This is a genomic window from Chromatiales bacterium, assembly GCA_014762505.1.
In the GTDB taxonomy this organism is placed as follows: domain Bacteria; phylum Pseudomonadota; class Gammaproteobacteria; order SpSt-1174; family SpSt-1174; genus SpSt-1174.
This window is the reverse complement of the sequence record JABURS010000032.1, coordinates 170,327-194,533: the sequence shown is the minus strand read 5'-3', so window position 1 is coordinate 194,533 and position 24,207 is coordinate 170,327. Positions and strand designations below refer to the sequence as shown.

General features: G+C 66.6%; 25 protein-coding genes, 1 tRNA gene and 1 pseudogene. 16 read left to right on the top strand and 11 right to left on the bottom strand.

All coding sequences use genetic code 11. The features are described 5' to 3' along the window. Positions 1 to 186 precede the first annotated feature (186 nt). Genes HUJ28_05895 through cybH form a run of 3 tightly spaced genes read left to right on the top strand, consistent with a single transcriptional unit; the run spans position 187 to position 3,843 of the window. Positions 187 to 1,263, top strand: coding sequence for a hydrogenase small subunit (locus tag HUJ28_05895; protein ID MBD3618983.1), 1,077 nt, complete (start codon positions 187 to 189; stop codon positions 1,261 to 1,263). Beyond that, on the top strand, positions 1,260 to 3,074 hold the full coding sequence (locus HUJ28_05890) for a nickel-dependent hydrogenase large subunit (GenBank protein ID MBD3618982.1): 1,815 nt from the start codon (positions 1,260 to 1,262) through the stop codon (positions 3,072 to 3,074). The genes HUJ28_05895 and HUJ28_05890 overlap by 4 nt, the downstream gene beginning before the upstream one ends. Positions 3,075 to 3,126: 52 nt before the next feature. Then, entirely contained in the window at positions 3,127 to 3,843 is a 717-nt protein-coding gene (gene cybH, locus HUJ28_05885; GenBank protein MBD3618981.1) for a Ni/Fe-hydrogenase, b-type cytochrome subunit, read from the top strand. Positions 3,844 to 3,943: 100 nt separating this feature from the next. Here cybH and HUJ28_05880 read toward each other — a convergent pair. Together HUJ28_05880 and HUJ28_05875 are read right to left on the bottom strand one after the other, a co-directional pair. Next, a pseudogene (locus HUJ28_05880) lies at positions 3,944 to 4,615 on the bottom strand (nitric oxide reductase activation protein NorD). 747 nt (positions 4,616 to 5,362) lie between these two features. After that, on the bottom strand, positions 5,363 to 5,659 hold the full coding sequence (locus HUJ28_05875; protein ID MBD3618980.1) for a helix-turn-helix domain-containing protein: 297 nt from the start codon (positions 5,657 to 5,659) through the stop codon (positions 5,363 to 5,365). Positions 5,660 to 5,872: 213 nt separating this feature from the next. On the opposite strand from HUJ28_05875, the gene HUJ28_05870 reads away from it, so the two are divergent. Further along, positions 5,873 to 6,304, top strand: a complete 432-nt coding sequence (locus HUJ28_05870; GenBank protein MBD3618979.1) for a helix-turn-helix transcriptional regulator — start codon at positions 5,873 to 5,875, stop codon at positions 6,302 to 6,304. A gap of 18 nt (positions 6,305 to 6,322) precedes the next feature. Continuing rightward, positions 6,323 to 6,871: a hypothetical protein gene (locus HUJ28_05865; protein ID MBD3618978.1), complete on the top strand. Its 549-nt coding sequence runs from the start codon at positions 6,323 to 6,325 to the stop codon at positions 6,869 to 6,871. A 49-nt stretch (positions 6,872 to 6,920) separates the two neighbouring features. Here the strand turns inward: HUJ28_05865 and HUJ28_05860 are convergent, their stop codons facing one another. The 6 genes from HUJ28_05860 to ispB form a co-directional block, all read right to left on the bottom strand. Beyond that, positions 6,921 to 7,310 carry a RidA family protein gene (locus tag HUJ28_05860; protein ID MBD3618977.1) on the bottom strand — a complete coding sequence of 130 codons (390 nt, stop codon included), beginning with the start codon at positions 7,308 to 7,310 and terminating at the stop codon, positions 6,921 to 6,923. A 90-nt stretch (positions 7,311 to 7,400) separates the two neighbouring features. Further along, complete coding sequence (gene spoT, locus HUJ28_05855) at positions 7,401 to 9,563, bottom strand: bifunctional GTP diphosphokinase/guanosine-3',5'-bis pyrophosphate 3'-pyrophosphohydrolase (protein ID MBD3618976.1); 2,163 nt, start codon at positions 9,561 to 9,563, stop codon at positions 7,401 to 7,403. A gap of 16 nt (positions 9,564 to 9,579) precedes the next feature. Next, a complete protein-coding gene (gene rpoZ, locus HUJ28_05850; GenBank protein ID MBD3618975.1) occupies positions 9,580 to 9,843 on the bottom strand; it encodes a DNA-directed RNA polymerase subunit omega in 264 nt (87 codons plus the stop codon). A gap of 69 nt (positions 9,844 to 9,912) precedes the next feature. Further along, on the bottom strand, positions 9,913 to 10,527 hold the full coding sequence (gene gmk / locus HUJ28_05845; protein MBD3618974.1) for a guanylate kinase: 615 nt from the start codon (positions 10,525 to 10,527) through the stop codon (positions 9,913 to 9,915). Between the two features lie 108 nt (positions 10,528 to 10,635). Next, positions 10,636 to 10,712: transfer RNA gene (locus tag HUJ28_05840), tRNA-Pro, on the bottom strand. 7 nt (positions 10,713 to 10,719) lie between these two features. After that, positions 10,720 to 11,688: an octaprenyl diphosphate synthase gene (ispB, locus tag HUJ28_05835; protein MBD3618973.1), complete on the bottom strand. Its 969-nt coding sequence runs from the start codon at positions 11,686 to 11,688 to the stop codon at positions 10,720 to 10,722. A 174-nt stretch (positions 11,689 to 11,862) separates the two neighbouring features. On the opposite strand from ispB, the gene rplU reads away from it, so the two are divergent. From rplU to HUJ28_05815, 4 genes are all read left to right on the top strand, one after another. After that, positions 11,863 to 12,174 carry a 50S ribosomal protein L21 gene (gene rplU, locus HUJ28_05830; GenBank protein MBD3618972.1) on the top strand — a complete coding sequence of 104 codons (312 nt, stop codon included), beginning with the start codon at positions 11,863 to 11,865 and terminating at the stop codon, positions 12,172 to 12,174. A gap of 23 nt (positions 12,175 to 12,197) precedes the next feature. Further along, positions 12,198 to 12,455: a 50S ribosomal protein L27 gene (gene rpmA, locus HUJ28_05825; protein ID MBD3618971.1), complete on the top strand. Its 258-nt coding sequence runs from the start codon at positions 12,198 to 12,200 to the stop codon at positions 12,453 to 12,455. Positions 12,456 to 12,562: 107 nt separating this feature from the next. After that, positions 12,563 to 13,597 carry a GTPase ObgE gene (gene obgE / locus HUJ28_05820; GenBank protein MBD3618970.1) on the top strand — a complete coding sequence of 345 codons (1,035 nt, stop codon included), beginning with the start codon at positions 12,563 to 12,565 and terminating at the stop codon, positions 13,595 to 13,597. Then, a complete protein-coding gene (locus HUJ28_05815) occupies positions 13,569 to 14,696 on the top strand; it encodes a glutamate 5-kinase (GenBank protein MBD3618969.1) in 1,128 nt (375 codons plus the stop codon). Before obgE ends, HUJ28_05815 begins: the two co-directional genes overlap by 29 nt. Before the next feature lie 95 nt (positions 14,697 to 14,791). On the opposite strand, the gene rpsT is transcribed toward HUJ28_05815, so the two are convergent. Further along, a complete protein-coding gene (gene rpsT / locus HUJ28_05810; protein ID MBD3618968.1) occupies positions 14,792 to 15,055 on the bottom strand; it encodes a 30S ribosomal protein S20 in 264 nt (87 codons plus the stop codon). A 163-nt stretch (positions 15,056 to 15,218) separates the two neighbouring features. Between rpsT and murJ the strand changes: the two genes are divergently transcribed. The 7 genes from murJ (at position 15,219) to ispH (ending at position 23,353) form a co-directional block, all read left to right on the top strand. Beyond that, on the top strand, positions 15,219 to 16,793 hold the full coding sequence (gene murJ / locus HUJ28_05805) for a murein biosynthesis integral membrane protein MurJ (GenBank protein ID MBD3618967.1): 1,575 nt from the start codon (positions 15,219 to 15,221) through the stop codon (positions 16,791 to 16,793). Positions 16,794 to 16,861: 68 nt separating this feature from the next. Then, positions 16,862 to 17,806 carry a bifunctional riboflavin kinase/FAD synthetase gene (gene ribF, locus HUJ28_05800; GenBank protein MBD3618966.1) on the top strand — a complete coding sequence of 315 codons (945 nt, stop codon included), beginning with the start codon at positions 16,862 to 16,864 and terminating at the stop codon, positions 17,804 to 17,806. Between the two features lie 22 nt (positions 17,807 to 17,828). Continuing rightward, positions 17,829 to 20,654 carry an isoleucine--tRNA ligase gene (gene ileS / locus HUJ28_05795; protein ID MBD3618965.1) on the top strand — a complete coding sequence of 942 codons (2,826 nt, stop codon included), beginning with the start codon at positions 17,829 to 17,831 and terminating at the stop codon, positions 20,652 to 20,654. Between the two features lie 10 nt (positions 20,655 to 20,664). Beyond that, complete coding sequence (locus tag HUJ28_05790) at positions 20,665 to 21,135, top strand: lipoprotein signal peptidase (protein MBD3618964.1); 471 nt, start codon at positions 20,665 to 20,667, stop codon at positions 21,133 to 21,135. 5 nt (positions 21,136 to 21,140) lie between these two features. Continuing rightward, complete coding sequence (locus HUJ28_05785; protein MBD3618963.1) at positions 21,141 to 21,791, top strand: molybdopterin-dependent oxidoreductase; 651 nt, start codon at positions 21,141 to 21,143, stop codon at positions 21,789 to 21,791. Then, a complete protein-coding gene (locus HUJ28_05780; GenBank protein ID MBD3618962.1) occupies positions 21,772 to 22,221 on the top strand; it encodes a peptidylprolyl isomerase in 450 nt (149 codons plus the stop codon). The genes HUJ28_05785 and HUJ28_05780 overlap by 20 nt, the downstream gene beginning before the upstream one ends. Positions 22,222 to 22,414: 193 nt before the next feature. Continuing rightward, positions 22,415 to 23,353, top strand: coding sequence for a 4-hydroxy-3-methylbut-2-enyl diphosphate reductase (gene ispH, locus HUJ28_05775; GenBank protein ID MBD3618961.1), 939 nt, complete (start codon positions 22,415 to 22,417; stop codon positions 23,351 to 23,353). 83 nt (positions 23,354 to 23,436) lie between these two features. On the opposite strand, the gene HUJ28_05770 is transcribed toward ispH, so the two are convergent. Both HUJ28_05770 and HUJ28_05765 read right to left on the bottom strand, forming a co-directional pair. Beyond that, positions 23,437 to 23,862, bottom strand: a complete 426-nt coding sequence (locus HUJ28_05770) for a type IV pilin protein (protein ID MBD3618960.1) — start codon at positions 23,860 to 23,862, stop codon at positions 23,437 to 23,439. A 14-nt stretch (positions 23,863 to 23,876) separates the two neighbouring features. After that, positions 23,877 to 24,200 carry a hypothetical protein gene (locus tag HUJ28_05765; GenBank protein MBD3618959.1) on the bottom strand — a complete coding sequence of 108 codons (324 nt, stop codon included), beginning with the start codon at positions 24,198 to 24,200 and terminating at the stop codon, positions 23,877 to 23,879. Positions 24,201 to 24,207: the final 7 nt, after the last annotated feature.

The window sequence follows — 24,207 nt, the reverse complement described above, 5'->3', positions numbered from 1 at the left end:
TTTCCGCATTGAGCCGGCAAAAGGCTAGGGTCCATCAACCGGCACAGCGCCGCAGACCGGCCCCGGCGGAAAAACTCCTTTCTGATAAAGCCCTTAAGATTCCTGGCACGACTCCTGCTCTGGCAATGCCGTCCCAGACGCCACCGCGGTGGACAAATGCCTGACCACGACAGGAGGCAGATAAAGATGACAAGCACCGAAACGTTTTATGAGGTCATGCGGCGGCAAGGAATCTCGCGCCGCAGCTTCTTGAAATACTGCAGCCTGACGGCTGCGGCCTTGGGACTGGGTCCGCAGTTCGCCGGGCGCATCGCCCATGCCATGGAGACCAAGCCGCGCATCCCCATCCTGTGGCTGCACGGCCTGGAGTGCACCTGCTGCTCCGAGTCCTTCATCCGCTCGGCCCACCCGCTGGCCAAGGATGTGGTCCTGTCCATGGTCTCGCTGGACTACGACGACACCCTCATGGCCTCCGCCGGCCACCAGGCCGAGGCCATCATCGAGGAGACCATCGCCAAGTACAAAGGCAACTACATCGTCGCGGTGGAGGGCAATCCCCCCCTCAATGAGGACGGCATGTACTGCATCGTCGGCGGCAAGCCCTTCGTCGAGCAGCTGCGTTATGCCACCGAGCACTGTAAGGCCATCATCTCCTGGGGCTCCTGCGCCTCCTATGGCTGCGTGCAGGCGGCCCGGCCCAACCCCACCCGCGCCACGCCGGTGCACAAGGTCATCACCGACAAGCCCATCATCAAGGTGCCCGGCTGTCCGCCCATCGCCGAGGTCATGACCGCGGTGGTCACCTACATGCTCACCTTCGACCGCATCCCTGAGCTCGACCGCCAGGGCCGGCCCAAGATGTTCTACAGCCAGCGCATCCACGACAAATGCTACCGCCGCCCGCACTTCGACGCCGGGCAGTTCGTGGAGAGCTTCGATGACGAGGGGGCGCGCAAGGGCTACTGCCTGTACAAGGTGGGCTGCAAGGGCCCCACCACCTACAACGCCTGCTCCACCATCCGTTGGAACGAGGGCACCTCCTTCCCCATCCAGGCCGGCCACGGCTGCATCGGCTGCTCCGAGGACGGTTTCTGGGACAAGGGCTCCTGGTACGCCCGCCTCACCGACATCCACCAGTTCGGCATCGAGCAGAACGCCGATAAGGTCGGCGGCACCGTCGCCGGCGTGGTGGGCACCGCCATCGCCGCCCATGCCGCCGTCAGTGCCGTGAAGCGCGCCCGTCAGAAAGGAGACCAGCAATGACCGTGATCAAGACCCCCAACGGATATCAACTCGACAACTCCGGCCGGCGCGTGGTGGTCGATCCGGTGACTCGCATCGAGGGCCACATGCGCTGCGAGGTCAACGTGGATGAGAACAACGTCATCCGCAACGCCGTCTCCAGCGGCACCATGTGGCGCGGCCTGGAGGTGATCCTCAAGGGCCGCGACCCGCGCGACGCCTGGGCCTTCGTGGAGCGCATCTGCGGGGTGTGCACGGGCTGCCACGCGCTGGCCTCGGTGCGCGCGGTGGAGGATGCGCTGGGCATCCGCATCCCCAAGAACGCGCACCTGATCCGCGAGATGATGGCCAAGACCCTGCAGGTGCACGACCACGTGGTGCATTTCTATCACCTGCACGCCCTGGACTGGGTCAACCCCGTCAATGCGCTGAAGGCCGACCCCAAGGCGACCTCGCAGCTGCAGCAGGCCGTCTCGCCCCACCACCCCCTGTCCAGCCCCGGCTACTTCCGCGACGTGCAGACCCGCGTGCGCAAGTTCATCGAGTCCGGGCAGCTGGGGCCGTTCAAGAACGGCTATTGGGACAATCCCGCCTACAAACTTCCGCCGGAGGCGGACCTCATGGCGGTGGCGCATTATCTCGAGGCGCTGGATCTCCAAAAGGAGTTTGTCAAGGTCCACACCATCTTCGGCGGCAAGAACCCCCACCCCAACTATCTGGTCGGCGGCGTGCCCTGCGCTATCAACATGGACGGGGAGCTGGCCGCCGGCGCGCCGCTGAACATGGAGCGGCTGAACTTCGTGCGCGCCCGCATCCAGGAGATGGTGGACTTTTGCAAGAACGTCTACGTGCCCGACGTGATCGCCATCGCCAGCTTCTACAAGGACTGGCTCTACGGCGGCGGGCTGGGCGCCTACAGTGTGATGGACTACGGCGCCTACCCCAAGGTGCTCTACGACAAGTCCACCGACCAGCTGCCCGGCGGCGTGATCCTCAACGGCAACTGGGACGAGATCTACGAGATCGACCCCCGCGACCCGGAGCAGGTGCAGGAGTTCGTCGCCCACTCCTGGTACAGCTACCCCGACGAGAGCCGCGGCCTGCATCCCTGGGACGGCGTGACCGAGCCCAAGTTTGAGCTCGGCGCCGGCTTCAAGGGCAGCAAGACCGACATCAAGCAGCTGGACGAGTCGGCCAAGTACTCCTGGATCAAGGCGCCGCGTTGGCGCGGGCACGCCGTGGAGGTGGGTCCGCTGTCACGCTACACCCTGGCCTATGCCCAGAAGGTGGACTATGTGCGCAACCAAGTGGAGCGCAGCCTGGCCTTCTTCAACCAACTGGCGGGTACGCAGCTCGACGCGCGCACCGCGCTGCGATCCACCATCGGCCGCACCCTGGCCCGCGCGCTGGAGGCCGAGTACTGCGCGGACATGATGGTCGATGACTGGAACGAGCTGATCGCCAACATCAAGGCGGGCGACACCGCCACCGCCAACATGGACAAGTGGGACCCCTCCACCTGGCCCCGGGAGGCCAAGGGCGTGGGCACCGTGGCCGCGCCGCGCGGCGGTCTCGGCCACTGGATCCGGATCAAGGACGGGCGGATCGAGAACTACCAGTGCGTGGTGCCCACCACCTGGAACGGCTCGCCCCGCGACCCGGCCGGCAACATCGGCGCCTTCGAGGCCTGTTTGATGAACACGCCCATGGAGCGCCCCGATGAGCCGGTGGAGATCCTGCGCAGCCTGCACAGCTTCGACCCCTGCCTCGCCTGCTCGACCCACGTCATGAGCGAGGACGGCGAGGAGCTGACCCGGGTGAAGATCCGATAAACCGCAAGCAGCGGGGCCGCGGTGCGGCCGCGGCCCCGTCGGAGGATTCGTCATGTCGAGCAAGGCAGAGCACATCCATGCCGAACCGGCGGTCTACGTCTACCAGGCGCCCGTGCGCATCTGGCACTGGGTCACGGCGCTGAGCATCGTGGTATTGGCCCTCACGGGTTACTTCATTGGCTCGCCGCTGCCCTCGGTGCCCGGGGAGGCCAGTGACAACTACCTCATGGGCTATATCCGCTTCGCCCATTTCGCCGCCGGGTATGTCGTGGCCGTCGCCTTCTTGGGCCGAATCTATTGGGCCTTCGTCGGCAACGAGCACGCCCGCCAGATCCTGCTGCCGCCGGTGACCAGCGGCCAGTGGTGGTTGGGGGTGTGGAACGAGATCAAGTGGTATCTGTTCCTGGCCAAGGCGCCGAAGAAGTACATCGGCCACAACCCGCTCGCCACCCTCACCATGCACCTGATGTTCGTGTGGGGGATGGTGTTCATGATCGTCTCGGGCTTCGCCCTGTATGGCGAGGGCACGGGCATGGGCAGCTGGCAATACGAATTGTTCAGCTCCTGGATGATCCCGCTGTTCGGCCAGAGCCAGGACCTGCACACCTGGCACCACCTGGGCATGTGGTATGTGGGGATCTTCGTCATGATCCACATCTACGTGGTCATCCGCGAGGACATCATGTCCCGCCAATCGCTGATCAGCTCCATGGTCAGCGGTTGGCGCACCTTCAAGGACAGTCGTCGCGAACAGGGCGACGAGATCTGAACGCGCCAAGCAAGGGACTGCGCACTTCCTCCTCTAGTGAGTCTTACCCGGCCGCCAGGCCGGGTTCTCTTTGCGCAGGGCAAAGACGCCGCGGCGCGGCTCAGGAGGTCAGGGTGGCGAACAGCACGGGCAGCTTCTCCGGCAGGCGCTGCACGTGGTCGATGATCGTGTAGTTGTTGGCGCCGAAGATGCGCTTGACGTAACTGTCGGCGTTAGGGTCCAGGGTGAGGCAGTAGCTCATCACGCCCCTGGCATAGAGTTCCTCCACAGCCTTCTTGGTGTCGTGGCGCAGATGCTGAGGATCGCGCTCGTCGATGTCCGCCGGTTCCCCGTCCGTGACCACCAGCAGCAGCTTGCGGCGCTCTGGCTGGCGCAGCAGATGCCGGGCGGCGTGGCGCATGGCCGCGCCCATACGCGTGGACAGCGCCCCGCGCATCCCCGCCAGCCTGGCCTTCACCTCATCGCCCCACTTCTGTTTGAAGTCCTTGAAACGGAAGTACTGCACGTCGTGGCGCCCGTCGGAGCAGAAGCCGTGAATGGCGAAGGGGTCGCCGATGCCGTCGATGGCGGTGGCCACCAGCGCGCAGGCCTCGCGGGTCAGCTCCAGCACCGTCTTCTCCGTACCCGTCACCGTCTCGTTGGTGGACTCGGACAGGTCCAGGAGGATGAGCACCGCCAGGTCGCGGTTTTTAATGACGTTGCGCATGGTGATCCGCGGATCCGGGTGCTGCCCCATGCGGATGGCGACCATGGCGTCTATGGCCGCGTTTATGTGCGGGTAGTCAGCGGGATCTCTTTCACCCAGTGAAGCGGGCCACCAAGGTGCGGCGAGGCGACCTCTACGCCCAGGCTGTACTGGCCGGTGTTCTTCAAGCGCAACGGCCTGCGCCTGTGGCTGGTGTTCCTGGACAAGTTCGGCCAGCCCACCGCCAAGGGCACCTTCCCCCATTCTCCGTGCCAGTCCCTGGCTGCTGGTTGCCCTGGTGGCGCTGGCCCTGGTGACCTGGTGGAACTGGCCGCCCTGGTGCCGGGCTATGTGGGTCGAACCGCCAAGGACGGGTACCGGCTGATGCTGCACGAGGTGGCCGGGGTGGATTCCGCCAAGGACCAGCCCGACCTGGCTGTGGGCGGCGACCGACGCCATCGTGGCGGCGGGCTCGCTGGCCATCGACCCGGAGATGGAGGCGCGGGAAGCCCGCATCAAAGAGCAGGAGGCGGCGCTGGCCGTCGTACTGCGGCGCGTAGACGATCTCGCAGCCGAACGCGCCCGCCACCATATTGGCCAGCATGGCGATGTGTGCCGGCGGCGTCCTTGTCGCTGCTGACCCGCTTCTATCGGGGCGAGGCCGAGGCGGCGGACGTACTGCAGGGGGTCACCCTTGCGATGCAACAACTGGCCGGCCATCGTGTCATTTGTACCCCCTCGTCCAGACAGCACTCCAAACGCCGCCCCGCTCTGCACCTAGGCGGGCGCCAGGGGCGGGCCTAAGCTGAGAACAAAACAGCAACGGAGTCAGAATCATGCGGCCTTCCTTTCCGCTGAATCCCGATGCCCTTTGCGGGCCTGAGTGGTATCCTTACCCTGGTAACGGCTCGGCCAGATCTCGGCCGGATCGATGCCGATGGCGTCCGCAATCAGCTGCTGGCCTTTTGGCCAAGGGCGCTCCATGGCGACCGACAACGTGGTCGGGGAGGCATAGCCGTGGTGGGTCGCCAACCGGCGCAGACTCCAACCGGCCTTACGCAGTGCGGCCACGATGTCGGCGCGGTGCCAGTCCTTGAGGCTGGCTTTTTTTGGCGAGGTGCGTTTAGTCATGTAGTAAGGCTCTTTTTCGCTCGTTGGGTTACTGCATGACTTAAATATTGAACCAATATTGCGGTCACGTCAACCGAGATTTCGGTTGTAGCTTTGGCCGTGCGCGGTTGGGCGTGCCTAATAGCTCTAAGTAACTGTTTTAACAGGTGAAACTATGGAAGCTACAACCTTTCGAGAAGTGACAACCCGTGGTTGTAGCTTTGGGGGTGCGAAGTGACAACCGAGATCGGGGGCCGACTTGTTCAAATTCGCGGTCATAAAAGCCAGGCAGCGTTCGCCAGAGACCTGGGCGTCCACAAGAACACCCTGGGCGGCTATGAGCGAGGGGAGAGGAAGCCGGACTCTGAGTTCCTGTGCGCCTTGATGCGTGCAGGCTATAACGCGAACTGGGTGCTTACAGGCGAGGGGCCGTCGCTGCTGAAGGACCTGCAGGCGCCCTCCGGCCCGGCAAGCGGCATCGACCTGGACCTGCTGGAGCACGTGACGCGCACCACCTTCGAGGAGCTGCAGCGGCGCGGCCTGCGCCTGGAGCCGGCCGCCCAGGCCCGCCTGGTGCGGGTGCTGTATCGCCACTTCGCCAGCAAGGGCGAGCAACCAGACCACGACACAGTAAGCAATATCATAGACTTGGCCGCCTATAGGTAGCGGCAGCGCGGGGGATTCATGACAGACGAGGTAACAAAGGAGATCCAAGACATACTGGACCAGGGACAGGCCAGGCAGGACGACCGGGGTGGCTCAATCAACATCACGGTGGGCGACATCACGGGCGACAACAACACGGTCATCATCGGCGACCATCCGCGCCGGCGGCGGGAAGATAGGGAGGATGGCGACGGCAGCCACGGCCGGCGCGCCAGCGATCGCGCCCTCCACCAGGAGCTGCGCTCACTGCGCCGCCAGGTGCGCACCCTTAAACAGCTGGTAACCCACCTTTATGCGCGGTGTTCCGTAAACGCTGTTAAACGCCCTGAATGCGCCGCCGCGCCTTGTCGCACTTCTAGCGGCACAACTGGCGCTCACCAGGTCAATGTCTCAAACTATCACCCGCCAGCGTTCGCCGACCGGCAAGCTGCTGAATCCCGCGCCATGCGTGGCTTCCGCTCACATCAACCCACGCCAACCCACATTAACCCGGGTATCTCATTCCTTCTGGCCCCTAACAGAGGGGGTTTGTTACGGGTGCACTACGGCCATATTAATGTTTTCTAATTCTTGAGTTACACGACCGACCGGGCCGCGCTGCGGCCGGCCGGCGCTTTCATGCCCGGCCGAGGTGCAGGATGGCGTCCATCTCCACGCCGGCGCCCTTGGGCAGGCTGGCCACGCCGATGGCGGCACGCGCCGGATAGGGTTCGGCGAAGTACTCGGCCATCACCTGGTTGACCAGCGGGAAGTGCGCGAGGTCGGTGAGGAAGATGTTGAGCTTGACGATGTCGGCAAGCCGGCCGCCGGCGGCCTCCGCCACGGCCGCGAGGTTGTCGAAGACGCGACGGATCTGGGCGTCCATGTCGCCCTCCACCAGCGCCATGGTCTCGGGGATGAGCGGGATCTGCCCGGAGATGTAGACGGTGTTGTCGACCCTCACCGCCTGCGAATAGGTGCCGATGGCCTTGGGGGCCTTGTCCGTGGAGATGATGTCGCGCGCCATGGGTGCTCCTTGGGAAGTGCTGTGGGTGCGTCAAGAATGTGGCATCAGAGAATACCGGATCGGGCGCCGGCTGTAAGTGCCCGAACGGGGTCAGCCGCGGGCGCGGGCGATCTTCATCACGGCCGGGGCGTTGCGGATGCTGCGCATGATGCGCGCCAGGTGCCGGCGGTCGCGGACCGAGAGCAGGAAGGTGATGGTGGTGGTGGTGGCGTCGCGCTCCTCGAAGGAGACGTTCTCGATGTTGGCGTCCATGCTGGCGATCTTGCTGGCCAGCGTGGCCAGCACGCCGCGCTGGTTGGCGCTTTGCACGCGCACGGAGGCGGTGAACTCGCGATCGATGTCGTCCGACCACTGCAACGGCACCCACTTGTCCGGGTTGTCGCGGAACTCGGCGACGTTGCGGCAGCCCTCGCGGTGGATGACCATCCCGCGCCCGGTGCTCATCACGCCGACGATGGGGTCGCCCGGGATCGGGTAGCAACACTTGGCAAAGCTCACCACCATGCCCTCGGTGCCGCGGATGGCGAGCGGCGCGCGCTTGCCGTCGGCGGGGACCTCCGCGTCGCCGACCAGGCGGCGCGCCACCAGCGGGGCCATGCGGGTGCCGAGTCCGATGTCCTCGTAGAGACGTGCGACATCCGGGATGCCGAACTCCTCCAGCAGGGCGTGCATCTGCACCTCGTCCACGCCGTCCAGCGAGCGCCCGAGCGAGGTCAGGGCCTTTTCCAGCAGGCGGCGGCCCAGCACCCCGGCCTCGTCCTCCTTCAGGTTCTTGAGATGGTGGCGGATGTTGGCGCGGGCCTTGCCCGTGACGACGAAGCCGAGCCAGGCGGGGTTGGGCCGGGCATTGGGCGCGGTGATGACCTCCACCGCCTGCCCGCTCTCGAGCTGGGTGGACAGCGGCGCCAGCTGACGGTCGATCTTGGCGGCCACGCAGGAGTTGCCGATGTCCGAGTGCACGGCATAGGCGAAGTCCACCGGGGTGGCGCCGCGCGGCAGCTCCATGATGTCGCCCTTGGGCGTGAAGACGTAGACCTCGTCCGGGAACAGGTCGACCTTGATGTTCTCCAGGAACTCGATGCTGTCGCCCGCGCTCTGCTGCATCTCCAGCACGGTCTTCATCCACTCGCGGGCGCGTGCCTGGGCGGTGGCGGAATGGCGGTCGCCGCTCTTGTACAGCCAGTGCGCGGCGATGCCGGACTCGGCGACGTGATCCATCTCCTCGGTGCGGATCTGGATCTCCAGCGGGATGCCGTGCGGCCCGAACAGGGTGGTATGCAACGACTGGTAGCCATTGGCCTTGGGGATGGCGATGTAGTCCTTGAAGCGTCCCGGCACCGGCTTGTAGAGGTTGTGCATGATGCCCAGGCAGCGATAACAGGTGTCGACGTCCTCGACGATGATACGGATGGCATAGACATCGAAGACATCGGCGAAGGACAGGCCCTTCTCGCGCATCTTCTTGTAGATGCTGTAGAGGTTCTTCTCGCGGCCGATGATGCGCGCCACCACCCCGGCCTCCTCCATGCGGTTGACCACCGAGGCCTCGATGCGCTGCAGCACCTCCTTGCGGTGGCCGCGGGCGCGCTGCACGGCGCGCTCCAGGGTGGCATAGCGCTGCGGCCAGTAGGCGCGAAAGCCCAGCAGCTCCAGCTCGCGGCGCATGGCGTTCATGCCCAGGCGCTGGGCGATGGGGGCGTAGATCTCGAGCGTCTCGCGGGCGATGCGGCGACGCTTGTCGGGGCGCAGGGCGCCGACCGTGCGCATGTTGTGCAGGCGGTCGGCGAGCTTGACCATCATCACGCGCACGTCGCGCACCATGGCCAGCATCATCTTGCGGAAGTTCTCGGCCTGGGCCTCGGCCTTGGATTCGAAGTGCAGATGGGTCAGCTTGCTGACACCGTCCACCAGCTCCGCCACCTCGGCGCCGAACTCGCGTTCGAGCTGTTCCTTGGCGGTGGCCGTGTCCTCCATGACATCATGCAGGATCGCCGCCACGAGGCTGTGGTGATCCATGCGCATCTCGGCCAGGGTCTTGGCCACGGCGATGGGGTGGTAGATGTAGGGCTCGCCGGACTGGCGCGTCTGCCCTTCGTGTGCCTCGGCGCCGAAGAGGTAGGCGCGGTAGACCTCACTGATCTGATCGGGGTCGAGATAGGTCTCGAGAATCGAGCACAGGTCGCTGACCAGAAACCGCGTGGTGTCCTTGGGGTTCTGGGGACTCAGGAAACCGGTGGTCGCGCTCTCGGCCATACAGGGGGGCGGGCCTTCAGATCTCGGCCCGCACCTCGTCCTCGCTCACGCCCTGCTCGACGGGGGCGTGTTCACGGGCGTCGACCTCGTCGAGCACGCTCTTGCCGATCAGGCCCTCGGCGATCTCGCGCAGGGCGAGGACGGTGGGCTTGTCGTTCTCCAGCTCCACGTGCGGCTGATGCCCCAGGGAGATCTGGCGGGCGCGCTTGCTGGCGACCAGTACGAGCTCGAAGCGGTTTTCCACGTTTTCGAGACAGTCTTCGACGGTGATACGGGCCATGGGTTACTCCTGAAAAGTGCGGGCCGTTTTTCGACGGCGAACCGTTGATTCTATAGGATGCAGGCCGGTTCAGGCCAGCAGCGCGCGCAGCAGGCCCTCGTGCTCGGCCTGCTGGCGGGCGAGCCGCTGGCGATTGGCGACGAAGATCGCCTGCAGTTCGTCCAGCGCCTCCTCGAAGACCTCGTTGATGACGAGGTAATCGAACTCGGGGTAGTGCGACATCTCGTTGACGGCATCGCGCATGCGCCGCGCGATCACCTCGTCGCCGTCCTGGCCGCGCCCGCGCAGGCGCCGCTCCAGCTCCTCGCGCGAGGGCGGCAGGATGAAGACGGTCTCGCAGTCCGGCATCAGGCGACGCACCTGCTCCGCGCCCTGCCAGTCGATCTCGAGGATCACGTCCTGACCGGCGCGCAGCTGGTCTTCGACGGCCTGCTGTGAGGTGCCGTAGTAGTTGTCGAAGACCTGGGCGTGTTCGAGGAAGTCGCCGGCCTCGACCATCTTCAGGAAACACGCGCGGTCGACGAAGTGATAATGCACGCCGTCCTCTTCGCCCGGACGCATGGCCCGGGTGGTGTGCGAGACCGAGGCGGCCACGCCGTCGAGTCGTGCGACCAGCGCCCGCACCAGACTGGTCTTGCCTGCCCCGGAGGGCGCGGAGATCACGTAAAGCGTACCCTTGCTCACGGCTAACTCACTGATTTTTCGGAATGCCTGCCAGTCTACCCCGGATCACCCCCGGGGAAAACCGGCACCGTAAATGACAAAGGCCACCCGCTGGGTGGCCTTTGGAATTGGTCGGGCATGCAGGATTTGAACCTGCGACCCCTTCGTCCCGAACGAAGTGCGCTACCAGGCTGCGCTAATGCCCGTGGTCAGTCAGTGGCTGCGGTTGACGGAGAATTCCGCCAGGGCGGCCAGCGCCTCCCTGTAGGGTGAAGCCGGCAGGGAGGCCAGTCGCGCGATGGCCTGTTCGGCCTCCGATCGCGCAGACGCGGCAGTGTACTCGATTGCCCCCGTCGATTCAATGGCCGCCATGACCTCGTCGATGCGCTCCAGGCCGCCCTGTTCGATGGCCTCGCGCACCACGCGGGCCTGCGCCGGCGTGCCCTGGCGCATGGCGTGGATCAGCGGCAGGGTGGGCTTGCCCTCGGCCAGGTCGTCACCGACGTTCTTGCCCATCTCATCGGCCGAGGCCGAGTAGTCCAGCACGTCGTCGATGAGCTGGAAGGCCGTGCCCAGGTGCATGCCATAGGCCGCCAGGTCGTTCTCCACCGCCGCCGGCTGGCCGGCGAGCACGGCGCCGAGGCGACAGGCCGCCTCGAAGAGCTTGGCGGTCTTGGAGTGGATCACCTCCAGGTAGCGCGCCTCGGTGGTATCGGCATCGTGGCAGTTCAGCAGCTGCTGGACCTCGCCCTCGGCGATGGTGCAGGTCGTGCTCGACATGATCTCCATCACCCGCATGGAGCCCACCGCCACCATCATCTCGAAGGAGCGCGAGTAGAGGAAATCGCCCACCAGCACGGCGGCGGCATTGCCCCACACGGTGTTTGCGGTATCCTTGCCACGGCGCAGGTCGGATTCGTCCACCACGTCGTCGTGCAGCAGGGTGGCGGTGTGGATGAACTCGACGATGGCGGCGATGTCCACGTGGCGGTCGCCGTCGTAGCCGCAGGCACGCGCGGCCAGCAGCGCGAGCTGCGGGCGCAGGCGCTTACCACCGCTATTGATAATGTATTGGCCGAGCTGGTTGATGAGGACGACGTCGGACTGGAGACGCGCCTCGATCAGCGCGTTGACCGCCTGCATGTCGTCGGCGATCAGGGCCTGGATCTGGCTCAGTTCCATCGGGGCTGCCGGTTTCAAGGTCTGCGCATGCTAGGAAGCGCCCCGCGGGGTGTCAAGCCTGTGTGGCGCCGCGCCCGGCAGCCGGGCGCGGGCGCCGCACAGGGGGTTTGACGCGGGCCCCGACTCCCGTTAGAATTCCGCCTCTTTTTCAAGCACCGTTTCCGGAGTAGTACCATGTACGCCGTTATCGCCACGGGTGGTAAGCAGTATCGAGTCGCGGAAGGCGACGTGATCCGCGTTGAGAAGCTCAGCGCCGAGGCCGGTTCGTCGGTTGATTTCGACAAGGTCCTCCTGGTCGGCGAAGGCGAGAGCGTCAAGGTCGGCGCCCCCTACGTCGAGGGCGGCAAGGTCTCCGCGACCGTCACGGCCCATGGCCGCGGCAAGAAGATCGAAATCGTCAAGTTCCGTCGCCGCAAGCACCACCGCAAGCAGATGGGACACCGTCAGGATTACACCGAAGTGCAGATCACCGGCATTTCGGGCTAAGAACGCAGTCGAGGTAGTACACAATGGCTCACAAAAAGGCAGGCGGCTCTACTCGTAACGGTCGCGATTCCATTTCCAAGCGCCTCGGCGTGAAGCGCTTCGGTGGCCAGCTCGTCAGCGCCGGCAGCATCATCGTCCGCCAGCGCGGCACCAAGGTGCACCCGGGCGTGAACGTGGGCTGCGGCAAGGACCACACCCTGTTCGCCAAGGCCGACGGCAAGGTCGTCTTCGAGGTGAAGGGCCCGCTGAAGCGCAAGTTCGTCAGCATCCAGCCGGTCTGAGCGCGGCCCAGGCCCGCTACCGAAAAGCCCCGCGACGCGGGGCTTTTTTCGTTGGGCGCGGTACACTCTCGTTTCCAGGCACTCATCCACATCTACGTAGCATCGCCATGAAATTCGTCGACGAAGCAGTCATCAAGGTCAAGGCCGGCGACGGCGGCAACGGCTGCGTGAGCTTCCGTCGCGAGAAATACATCCCCTTCGGCGGCCCGGACGGCGGCGATGGCGGCGACGGCGGCAGCGTCTACCTGGTGGGCGACTCCGACCTCAACACCCTGATCGACTTCCGCCACGAGCGCTACTACGAGGCCGAGCGCGGCCAGAACGGCCAGGGCCGCAACATGACCGGCAAGGCCGGCAACGACAAGTTCGTGCCCGTGCCGCTCGGCACCCTGGTCTACGATCGCGACACCGACGAGCTCATCGGCGACATCACCGAGGCCGGCCAGCGCCTGCTGGTCGCCCAGGGCGGCTTCCATGGCCTGGGCAACACGCGCTACAAGAGCTCGACCAACCGCGCCCCGCGCCAGTCCAAGCCCGGCACCCCGGGCGAGCGCCGCGAGCTGCGCCTGGAGCTGAAGCTGCTGGCCGACGTCGGCCTGCTGGGCATGCCCAATGCCGGCAAGTCCACCTTCATCAGCGCGGTCTCCGCGGCCCGGCCCAAGATCGCCGACTACCCCTTCACCACGCTCTACCCCAACCTCGGCGTGGTGAAACTCGGCGCGGGAGAGAGCTTCGTCATCGCCGACGTGCCCGGGCTCATCGAGGGCGCGGCCGAGGGTCAGGGCCTGGGCATCCAGTTCCTCAAGCACCTGCAGCGCACCCGCCTGCTGCTGCACCTGGTCGACATCGCACCGCTGGACCCGGATGCCGACCCCGCCGAGGAGGTGCGCATCATCGCCGACGAGCTGGTCAAGTTCAGCCCCGAACTGGCCGGCCGCGAGCGCTGGCTGGTGATCAACAAGATCGACCTGCTGGCCGAGGACGAGCGCGATGCGCGCTGCCAGGCGCTCATCGGGGCCCTGGCCTGGGATGGCCCGGTATTCCGCGTCTCGGCGGCCACCCACGAGGGCACGCAGGATCTCGTCAACCACATCCACCGGTACCTGAAGGCGCATGACGAAGAACAGGACAACGCTGGGTAGCGCGCAGCGCTGGGTCATCAAGATCGGCAGCTCGCTGATCACCAACGACGGCCGCGGCCTGGACCACGCCGCCATCGCCACCTGGGCCGAGCAGATCGCGCGCCTGCGCGAGGCGGGCAAGCAGATCGTGCTGGTCTCCTCCGGCGCCGTGGCCGAGGGCATGAGCCGCATGGGCTGGAAGCGCCGCCCCCACGCCCTGCACGAGCTGCAGGCCGCCGCGGCCATCGGCCAGATGGGCCTGGTGCAGGCCTACGAGCACCACTTCAAGGGCCACGGCCTGCACGCCGCCCAGGTACTGCTCACCCACGAGGACCTGGCCGACCGGCGCCGCTACCTCAACGCCCGCAGCACCCTGCAGACCCTGCTGGGGCTGGGCGTGATCCCGGTGGTGAACGAAAACGACACCGTGGCCACCGACGAGATCCGCTTCGGCGACAACGACACCCTGGGGGCGCTGGTGGCCAACCTGGTGGTGGCCGATGTGCTCGTGATCCTCACCGACCAGCAGGGCGTCTACGATCGCGACCCGCGCCAGCATGCCGATGCCGAACTCATCCACGAGGCCGCCGCGGAGGACCCGCGCCTGCTGGAGGTGGCCGGCCCCTCCGGCACGCTGATCGGCAGCGGCGGCATGACCACAAAGATCACCGCCGCCCGCCGCGCCGCCCGCTCGGGCGCCGCCACCCTCATCGCCTCCGGCCGCGAGCCCGGCGTGCTCATGCGCCTGGCCGAGGGCGAACGCCTGGGTACCCTGCTCACCCCCGGCCAGGAACCCCTGGCCGCCCGCAAGCAGTGGCTCGCCAGCCACATGCGTGCCAAGGGGCGCCTGCAGCTCGACGCGGGGGCCAGCCGCGTCATCCGCGAGTCGGGACGCTCCCTGCTGCCCGTGGGCGTGAAGGCCGTGGACGGCCAGTTTGCCCGCGGCGACGTCGTCGGCCTCATCGACGATCAGGGGCGGGAGATCGCCCGCGGCCTGGTGAACTACTCGGCCGACGAGGCCCGCAGGATCATCGGCAGGCCCAGCGAGGCCATCGAGGCACTACTGGGCTACGTGGACGAACCGGAACTGGTGCACCGGGACAACCTGGTGCTGGTGTAGGGATGTGAGGAGTGAGGCGGATTTTCATACCGACGCCTCACGCGCATAAAAAAGCCGGCCCAGGGCCGGCTTTTTTATGCGCTGCAGGCTGGGACTCAGTCCATCGCCTTGATGGCAGCGTTCATGCGGCTCTTGTGACGAGCGGCCTTGTTCTTGTGCATCAGGCCCTTGGTCACGCCGGCATCCATCATCGGCACGGCTTCCTTGTAGGCGGCCTGCGCGTTGGTCTTGTCACCCGCGGCAATCGCGTTGACGACCTTCTTCATGTAGGTGCGCATGCGCGAGCGCAGGGCCACGTTGTGTTCGCGACGCTTTTCGGCCTGACGGGCGCGCTTGCGGGCGGAAGCTGAATTGGCCAAGGTACTCTCCTGAAAAATTCGGTGTAAAGCCTGAAGGCCGCGTAGTCTGCCCGTTTCCACCCGCGATGTCAACGCCCCGTTCACCGGCGAAACCGTGCGGCACGGCGGCTTTGCGGGTCGGCCCGGTTTCCGGTAAAACCCCTGTGATCGGCCCTCTCATGCCATGGAGCCCCCACTGAGCCGCAAACTCTTCAGATCCGGCGCGATCGTGAGCGCGATGACGCTGGTCTCGCGCCTGTTCGGCTACCTCCGCGATGCGGTGATCGCGGTCATCTTCGGCGCCTCGGGGGCCACGGACGCCTTCGTCGTGGCCTTTCGCATCCCCAACCTGCTGCGGCGCCTGTTCGCCGAAGGGGCCTTCTCGCTGGCCTTCGTGCCCGTGCTCTCCGAATACAAGGAGCGCCGCAGCCGGGAGGACATGCAGGCCCTGATCGACCATGTCGCGGGCGCCCTGGCGCTGATCCTGTTCCTGGTCACGGCCGTGGGCATCCTGGCCGCCCCCTGGATCATTAACGTCTTCGCCGCGGGGTTTCACTTCGAGGACAAGCCCGAACAGCATGCGCTGGCCACCGAGATGCTGCGCATCACCTTCCCCTACATCCTGTTCATCTCGCTGACGGCCTTTGCCGGGGGGATACTCAACAGCTTCGGTCGCTTCGCCATACCGGCCTTCACGCCGGTATTCCTCAACCTGGCGCTGATCGCCTGTGCCCTGTGGCTGGCCCCGCTCATGGCCGACCCCATCACGGCGCTGGCCTGGGGGGTGTTCATCGCGGGGGTGCTGCAGCTGGCCTTCCAGCTCCCGTTCCTCTGGCGCCTGGGGCTGGTCCCCCGCCCGCGGGTCGACTTCCGTTTCGAGGGGGTGCGGCGCATCCTCCGGCTGATGCTGCCCACCCTGTTCGGCTCCTCGGTGGCGCAGGTGAACCTCCTCATCAACACCACCATCGCCTCGTTCTTCGTCACCGGCAGCCTCACCTGGCTGTACCTGTCGGACCGCTTCGTGGAGCTGCCCCTGGCCCTGATCGGCGTGGCCATCGGCACCGTGATCCTGCCCAGGCTCTCCCAGCAGCACGCGGCGGAGAGCGCGGACGGCTTCAACGCCACCCTGGACTGGGCGCTGCGCCTGGGCGTGCTGGTCTGCATCCCGGCCATGGCGGGCCTGATCGTGCTGGCCGCCCCCATCCTGTTCACGCTCATCCAGTATGGCCAGTTCACGCGCCTGGACGTGGACATGGCGGCGCTGAGCCTGATGACCTATGCCACCGGCCTGCCGGCGTTCATCCTGGTCAAGCTCCTGGCGCCCGGCTTTTATTCGCGCCAGGACACGGCCACGCCGGTGAAGATCGGCATCACGGCGATGTTCGCCAACATGGCCTTCAATGCCCTGATCCTCACGCCCTGGCTGCTCACGGACACGCCGGCGCCGCACGCCGGCCTGGCCCTGGCGACGGCCCTGGCGGGCTTCGTCAACGCCGGGCTGCTCTATGTCAACCTGCGCCGGCACGGCATCTACCGGCCGCGGCCCGGCTGGCTCGCCACCTGGTCGCGTACGCTCGCCGCCACGGCGGTGATGGCGGCGGTACTGCTCGCGCTCAACCCGGCAGCCGACCAGTGGGAGCTCATGGGCGGGGCCATGCGCGCGGCCTGGCTCGCCGGCCTGGTCGCTGCCGGTGCGCTCAGCTATTCCGCGGTGCTGGTGGCACTCGGCCTGCGCCCGGCGGACCTGACCCGCGACTGACGGCGCAAAGCCACGTATAATCGGGCCTTTTCCGCGTCGGCCACCGGCCGCGCCCAGCCCGACTGCCCATGGAACTGATACGCGGCCTGCACAATCTGCGCGAGCGTCATCGTGGTTGCGTTGCCACCATCGGCAATTTCGACGGCGTGCACCTCGGCCACCAGGCCGTGCTCGGCCAGCTGGCGGAGAAGGCCGACGCCCTCGGCCTGCCATCCACGGTGATCACCTTCGAGCCGCTGCCGCACGAGTACTTCCTCGGCGACCAGGCCCCGGCCCGGCTGACGCGGTTTCGCGAGAAGCTGCAGGCGCTGCGGCGTTTCTCGGTGGACCGGCTGCTGTGCCTGCGCTTCGATGCGCGGCGCGCCGCCATGCCGGCGCAGGACTTCATCGAGCGGGTGCTGGTGGACGGCCTGGGCGTGCAATACCTGGTGGTGGGCGACGACTTCCGCTTCGGCCAGGGCCGTGCGGGGGACTTCGCCATGCTCCAGGCCGCCGGCGCGGCCCGGGGCTTCCAGGTGGTGAACATGCACACCTTCCGCATCGGCGCGGCGCGGGTGAGCAGTACGCGCATCCGCGAGGCCCTGGAGGCGGGCGACATGGCCGCGGCCGAACAGCTGCTCGGCCGCCCCTTCCGCCTCTGCGGGCGGGTGGCGCATGGCGACAAGCGCGGGCGCAGCATCGGCTTCCCGACCGCCAACCTCAAGCTCGAGCGCCAGATCTCGCCGGTGCGCGGCGTGTTCGCGGTGGAGCTGTTCGGCGTGGCGGGCGAACCGCTGCCCGGCGTGGCCAACGTGGGCCGGCGCCCCACCGTGGACGGGGTGGAGAACCGCCTGGAGGTGCACCTGCTGGACTTTGACGGCGACCTCTACGGCCGCCACGTGCAGGTCGACCTGCTGCACCGGCTGCGCGACGAGCAGCGCTTCGACTCGCTCGACGCCCTGATCGCGCAGATCGGCCGCGACGCCGAGGCCGCACGCGCCTTTTTCGCCAACAAGTATTCCGACCCGGCCTAACGTTCAATAAACGGGATTTGATGTGACCGACTACAAGCACACGCTCAACCTGCCCGACACCGAGTTTCCCATGCGCGGAAACCTTGCCCAGCGCGAGCCCGACATGCTCGCGGCCTGGGACGCGGCGAAGCGCTACGAGAAGATCCGCGAGATCAGCGCCGGCCGGCCGAAGTTCATCCTGCACGACGGCCCGCCCTACGCCAACGGCGACATCCACATCGGTCACGCGGTGAACAAGGTCCTGAAGGACATCATCGTCAAGAGCAAGACGCTGGCCGGTTTCGACGCCCCCTACGTGCCGGGCTGGGACTGCCACGGCCTGCCCATCGAGCTGCAGGTGGAAAAGAGCGTCGGCAAGGCCGGCGTGAAGGTCGATGCGAAGACCTTCCGCGACAACTGCCGCGCCTACGCCGCCGAGCAGGTGGCCGGGCAGAAGCGCGACTTCCGCCGCCTGGGCGTGCTCGGTGACTGGGACCGCCCCTACCTCACCATGGACTACGCCTTCGAGGCGAACATCATCCGCACCCTGGGGCGCATCATCGACAACGGCCACCTGCACAAGGGCGAGAAGCCCGTGCACTGGTGCGTGGACTGCGGTTCGGCCCTGGCCGAGGCGGAAGTGGAATACGAGGACAAGACCTCGGCGCAGATCGACGTGCGCTTCGAGGCGGTCGACCCCGATGCCATGGCCGCCCGCTTCCAGGATACGACGGGCATGGGCCCGGTCTCCATCGTCATCTGGACCACCACCCCCTGGACCCTGCCGGCCAACCAGGCCGTGGCCCTGCACCCCGAACTCGAGTACCTGCTGCTGCAGGCCGGCGACGAGCGCCTGGTGCTGGCCGCCGAGCTGAAGGACGCCGCGCTCGCGCGCTTCGGTCTCGAGGTGGCGATCACCGAACTCGGCCGCTGCCAGGGGGCCGACCTCGAACACCTGCTGCTCAAGCACCCCTTCTACGACCGCCAGGTCCCGGTGATCCTCGGCGAACACGTCACCACCGAGAGCGGTACCGGCGCCGTGCACACCGCGCCCGGCCACGGCCAGGACGACTACATCGTCGGCCGCCGTTACGACCTGCCGGTGGAGAACCCGGTGGGCGGCGACGGCTGCTTCCTGCCCGACACGCCGCTGTTCGCCGGCGAATCGGTGCACAAGGTCAACGGGCATGTCATCGAGGTGCTGCGCGAACACGGCACACTGGTGGCCGACGGCAAGCTGCGCCACAGCTACCCACACTGCTGGCGCCACAAGACGCCGATCATCTTCCGCGCCACGCCGCAGTGGTTCATCAGCATGAACCAGAACGGCCTGCGCGACGGCGCCGTCGCGGCCATCGGCAACGTCGAATGGATGCCGGACTGGGGCCAGGCCCGCATCCGCGGCATGGTGGAGAACCGCCCCGACTGGTGCATCTCGCGCCAGCGCACCTGGGGCGTGCCCATCGCCCTGTTCGTTCACAGGCAGACCGGCGAGCTGCACCCCAACACCCACGAGCTCATCGAGGAGGTGGCCCGCCGTGTGGCGGCAGACGGCATCGACGCCTGGTTCGCGCTGGAGCCCGAGGAACTGCTCGGCGCCGAGGCCGGCGACTACGACAAGGTCGCCGACACCCTGGACGTGTGGTTCGACTCGGGTGTGACCCACGCCTGCGTGCTGGACGACCGCGACAACCTGCGCAGTCCGGCCGACCTGTATCTCGAGGGCTCGGACCAGCACCGCGGCTGGTTCCAGTCATCGTTGCTGACCTCGGTGGCCGTGCACGGCCGCGCGCCCTACCGGCAGGTGCTCACCCACGGTTTCACGGTGGACGCCAAGGGGCAGAAGATGTCCAAGTCCAAGGGCAACGTGGTCGCCCCGCAGAAGGTGGTCAACAGCCTGGGCGCCGACATCCTGCGCCTGTGGGTGTCGAGCTGCGACTACTCGCGCGAGATGACCGTCTCCGACGAGATCCTCAAGCGCACCGCCGACGCCTACCGCCGCATCCGCAACACCGCGCGTTTCCTGCTGGCCAACCTCAACGGCTTCGATCCCGCCGCACACATGGTCGCGCCCGAGGACATGCTGGCGCTGGACCGCTGGGCCGTGGACCAGGCCCAGCAGCTGCAGGCGACGCTCGCCCGCGCCTACGAGGAATACGCCTTCCACACCATCTACCAGGAGATCCACAACTTCTGCTCGGTGGAGCTCGGCAGCTTCTACCTCGACATCATCAAGGACCGCCAGTACACCACGCAAAAGGACAGCATCGCGCGCCGTTCGGCGCAGACCGCGATGTACCACGTGATCGAGGCGCTCACCCGCTGGATCGCCCCGGTGCTGAGCTTTACCGCCGAGGAGATCTGGCCGCTGATCCCGGGCGAGCGCGGCGAATCCGTGTTCTTCGAGACCTGGTACGAGGGCCTGTTCGCCCTGGACACCGACGAACCCATGAACGCCGACTACTGGGCGCAGGTCATCGAGCTGCGCGAGGGCATCAACCGCGAGCTGGAGCGGGTGCGCGCCGCCGGCGACATCGGCTCGGGCCTGGAGGCCGAGGTCGATCTCTACGTCGAGGACGACGCGACCATCGCCGGCCTGCTGGCCATGCTCGAGGACGAGCTGCGCTTCGTGCTGATCACCTCCTACGCCCGCCGCCACCCGGCGGCCGAACGCCCGCAGGACGCCGTCGCCGTGAAGCTCCGCAACGGCGAGACCGTGTGGGTGACGGTGTCGAAGAGCGCACACGCCAAGTGCAGCCGCTGCTGGCACCACCGCGAGGACGTGGGTGCGGACGCCGAGCACCCCGAGCTCTGCGGTCGCTGCGTGAGCAACGTCGCCGGCGGCGGCGAACAACGCAGCTTCGCCTGAGGCCATCCGGATGCTGCGCTGGCTGTGGCTCTCGGTGGCGGTGATCCTGGTCGACCAGGCCAGCAAGCTCTACGCCGAGCATGCCCTCACCCTGTATGCGCCCAAGGCGGTGTTGCCCTTCTTCAACTTCTCACTGGCCTACAACCCGGGGGCGGCCTTCAGCTTCCTGGCGGACGCCGGCGGCTGGCAGCGCTGGTTCTTCGTCGCCCTGGCCCTCGGCATCGGCGCGCTCATCATCCACTGGCTATGGCGCCTGCCGCGTGAGGAAAAGGTGGTGGCAGCGGCGCTCTCGCTGATCCTCGGCGGGGCCGTCGGCAACCTCATCGACCGGCTCTGGCATGGGCACGTGATCGACTTCCTCGACTTCTACTACGGCCGCTATCACTGGCCGGCCTTCAACATCGCCGATTCCGCCATCACCATCGGCGCGATCCTGCTCATCGCCGAGGCCCTGTTCCTCTCGCGCAAGTCGCGCACCTGAGTGTCATGACCGGATTCGTGCGCCGGCTGCAGTCACGTCTTCGCGCCATCGGGCGCGACCCCGGACCGCGCCGCCCGCAGGACGACCCCAGTGGCCGCATCCCGCCCGGCCAGCGCGTGGTCGACCGCTTCCCGGTGCTGGACCTCGGGCATCGGCCGAAGATCCGGCCGGCCGACTGGCGGCTCACCCTCAAGGGGGCGGTGGAACGCCCGCAACGCATCGACTGGGCGCAGCTCAATACGCTGCCGATGGTGGACATCACCTGCGACATCCACTGTGTCACCCGCTGGTCGCGGCTCGACGTGCCCTGGCGGGGCGTGCGCCTGCGTGACGTCCTGGCCCTGGCCGGACCGAGACCGGAGGCCCGCCACGCCCTGCTGCACGGCATGGACGGCTACAGCGCCAACCTGCCACTGGAGCTGCTGCTGGCGGACGATGCCCTGCTCGCCATCGCGGCGGACGGCAAACCGCTCAGCACCGAGCACGGCGGCCCGGTGCGCGCCCTGGTGCCGAGCCGCTATTTCTGGAAGAGTAGCAAGTGGCTGGTCGCGATCAGCCTGCATGCAGAAGACGAACCCGGGTTCTGGGAGACCCGCGGCTATCACAACGAAGGCGACCCCTTCAGGGAACAGCGCTATGCCGGATCCAAGACCTGAGATCGGCCCGGGCAGCCGGGTCACCCTGCACTACACCGTCATGCTGGAGACCGGCCTGGTGGTGGACAGCACCGAGGGCGACGCGCCGCTCGAATTCACCCTGGGCGACGGTACCTTCATCCAGGGCCTCGAGCTCGCCCTGATGGGACTGCGGGCCGGCGACACCCAGACCCTGCGCATCGGCCCCGAGAGCGCCTTCGGCTTTCACGACCCGGATGGCATTCAGGAGCTCACCCGCGCCGACTTCCCCGGCGACATGGAGCCCGAGGTCGGGCAGATCATCGGCTTCACGACGCCGGCCGGCGACGAGATCCTGGCCGCCGTGAAGGAAATCGACGGCGAGCGCATCGTCATGGACTTCAACCACCCGCTGGCCGGCCACGAGATCACCTTCAGCGTGGAGATCCTGGACGTGCTGTCGGGTGCGTGAGGTCCTTGGCCACTGGGTAAAAACGGCACCGTAGGAGCACTGCAAGGCGCGATCGAGGAACGTCAACCAATGCCAATCGCGCCTTGCAGCGCTCCTACGACACCATGGCCGGCGAATTCCCTTTTGCCGAATACCCATATGTCCCATCCGGGAACTGTTGCCCGTCCCCGACAAACCCCCTAAGCTTCCGCCCATGCAGGTACTCCTCGCCAATCCCCGCGGCTTCTGCGCCGGCGTCGACCGCGCCATCGACATCGTCGAGCGCGCGCTCGAGCTCTTCGGTGCGCCCATCTATGTGCGTCACGAAGTGGTGCACAACAAGTTCGTCGTGGAGGGTCTGCGTGCGAAGGGCGCCGTCTTCGTCGAGGAACTCGACGAGGTGCCGAACCAAGCCACCGTGATCTTCAGCGCCCACGGCGTCTCGCAGGCCGTACGCCGCGAGGCCGAGGCCCGCGGCCTTCGCGTCTTCGATGCCACCTGCCCGCTGGTGACCAAGGTACACATGGAGGTGGTGCGCTACAGCCGCGAGGGACGGGAGACCATCCTCATCGGCCATGCCGGCCACCCCGAGGTCGAGGGTACACTCGGCCAGTACGACGTATCCCAGGGCGGAAAGATCTACCTGGTCGAGTCACCGGCCGACGTGGCCACACTCGAGGTCGACGACCCCGAGCACCTCGCCTTCGTCAGCCAGACCACCCTCTCGGTGGATGACACCGCCGAGGTCATCGATGCCCTGCGCACCCGCTTCCCGGCCATCGTGGGCCCGCGCAAGGACGACATCTGCTACGCCACCCAGAACCGCCAGGACGCCGTGAAGAAGCTCGCCGAACAATGCGACCTCGTCCTGGTGGTGGGCTCACCCAACAGCTCCAACTCCAACCGCCTGCGCGAGATCGCCGAGAAGAACGGCATCGAGGCCCATCTCATCGACAACGCCGGCGAGATCCAGGACCAGTGGCTGGAAGGCAAGACCGCCGTCGGCGTCACCGCCGGCGCCTCGGCGCCCGAGATCCTGGTGAAGGAGGTCATCGACAACCTGCAGGCGCGTGGCATCACCACCGTGAGCGAGACGCAGGGGCTGGAAGAGAACGTGGTCTTCGCCCTGCCCCGGGAATTGCGGACCGCCTGACACCCGAACGGCTCAGACAGCCCCAACGAAAAGCGGCGCCAAAGGCGCCGCTTTTCGTTGCTAGAGTCCAAGAAGAAAGGACACTACCACTTGTCTGCCGGCAGCTTCTGCCCCCGGGAATCATAGGTCAGGTTGCCATCCACAACCTGCACGCCCTGCGCCGTCGCCGTCAGGATCACACAACTGGTCAGAGCCGTGGCACCGCCATCACATTGTGCAGCACTGACTTGATAGAAGCCTTCGTCAGACTCCAGGGGATCGGCCGGGAAGTTGAGATCGCCAGCCAGGTCGGTGCTGTAGGTCCCGGTACGGGTGAAATAGCGCTCCTGGGCCTGCATCACGCGCATCAGCGCCGCCTGACCGTCCGTACGGCGTGTCTCCTGCGTATAACGCTGGTAGGAGGGATAGGCGAAGGCCGCCAGGATACCGATGATCATCACCACGATCATCAGCTCGATCAGGGAAAACCCCTTTTGCCTTGCAGGGCATGAACCTTCCTGTCTTCTCATAGCATCGATCCCGTTTATTCTTCTATCCAGAGTTTGTTGATCGCCGGCCCACCCTGCTCGCTGCGCCCCAGTTCATAGCCCACCAGGCGCCCCTGCAGGTCCTCGTACTTGAGGTCCTTGAAGGCCTTGATCTCGCCGGTGGGCAGGTAGATCACCGTGCGCTCATCGAGCCGATAGCGTGTGCCGTCGATGTAAACCGCCTTGGCCGCCAGGTCGACATTCGAGATGGTGGCCATGACCTCGTAGTTCCGAGGTCCTGCACTCACATACAACGGTGCCAGGCAGGCGCCCACCAGCACGCCAACAAGGGCGATTCGCTTCATTGCCGTATATTTCATGTACATC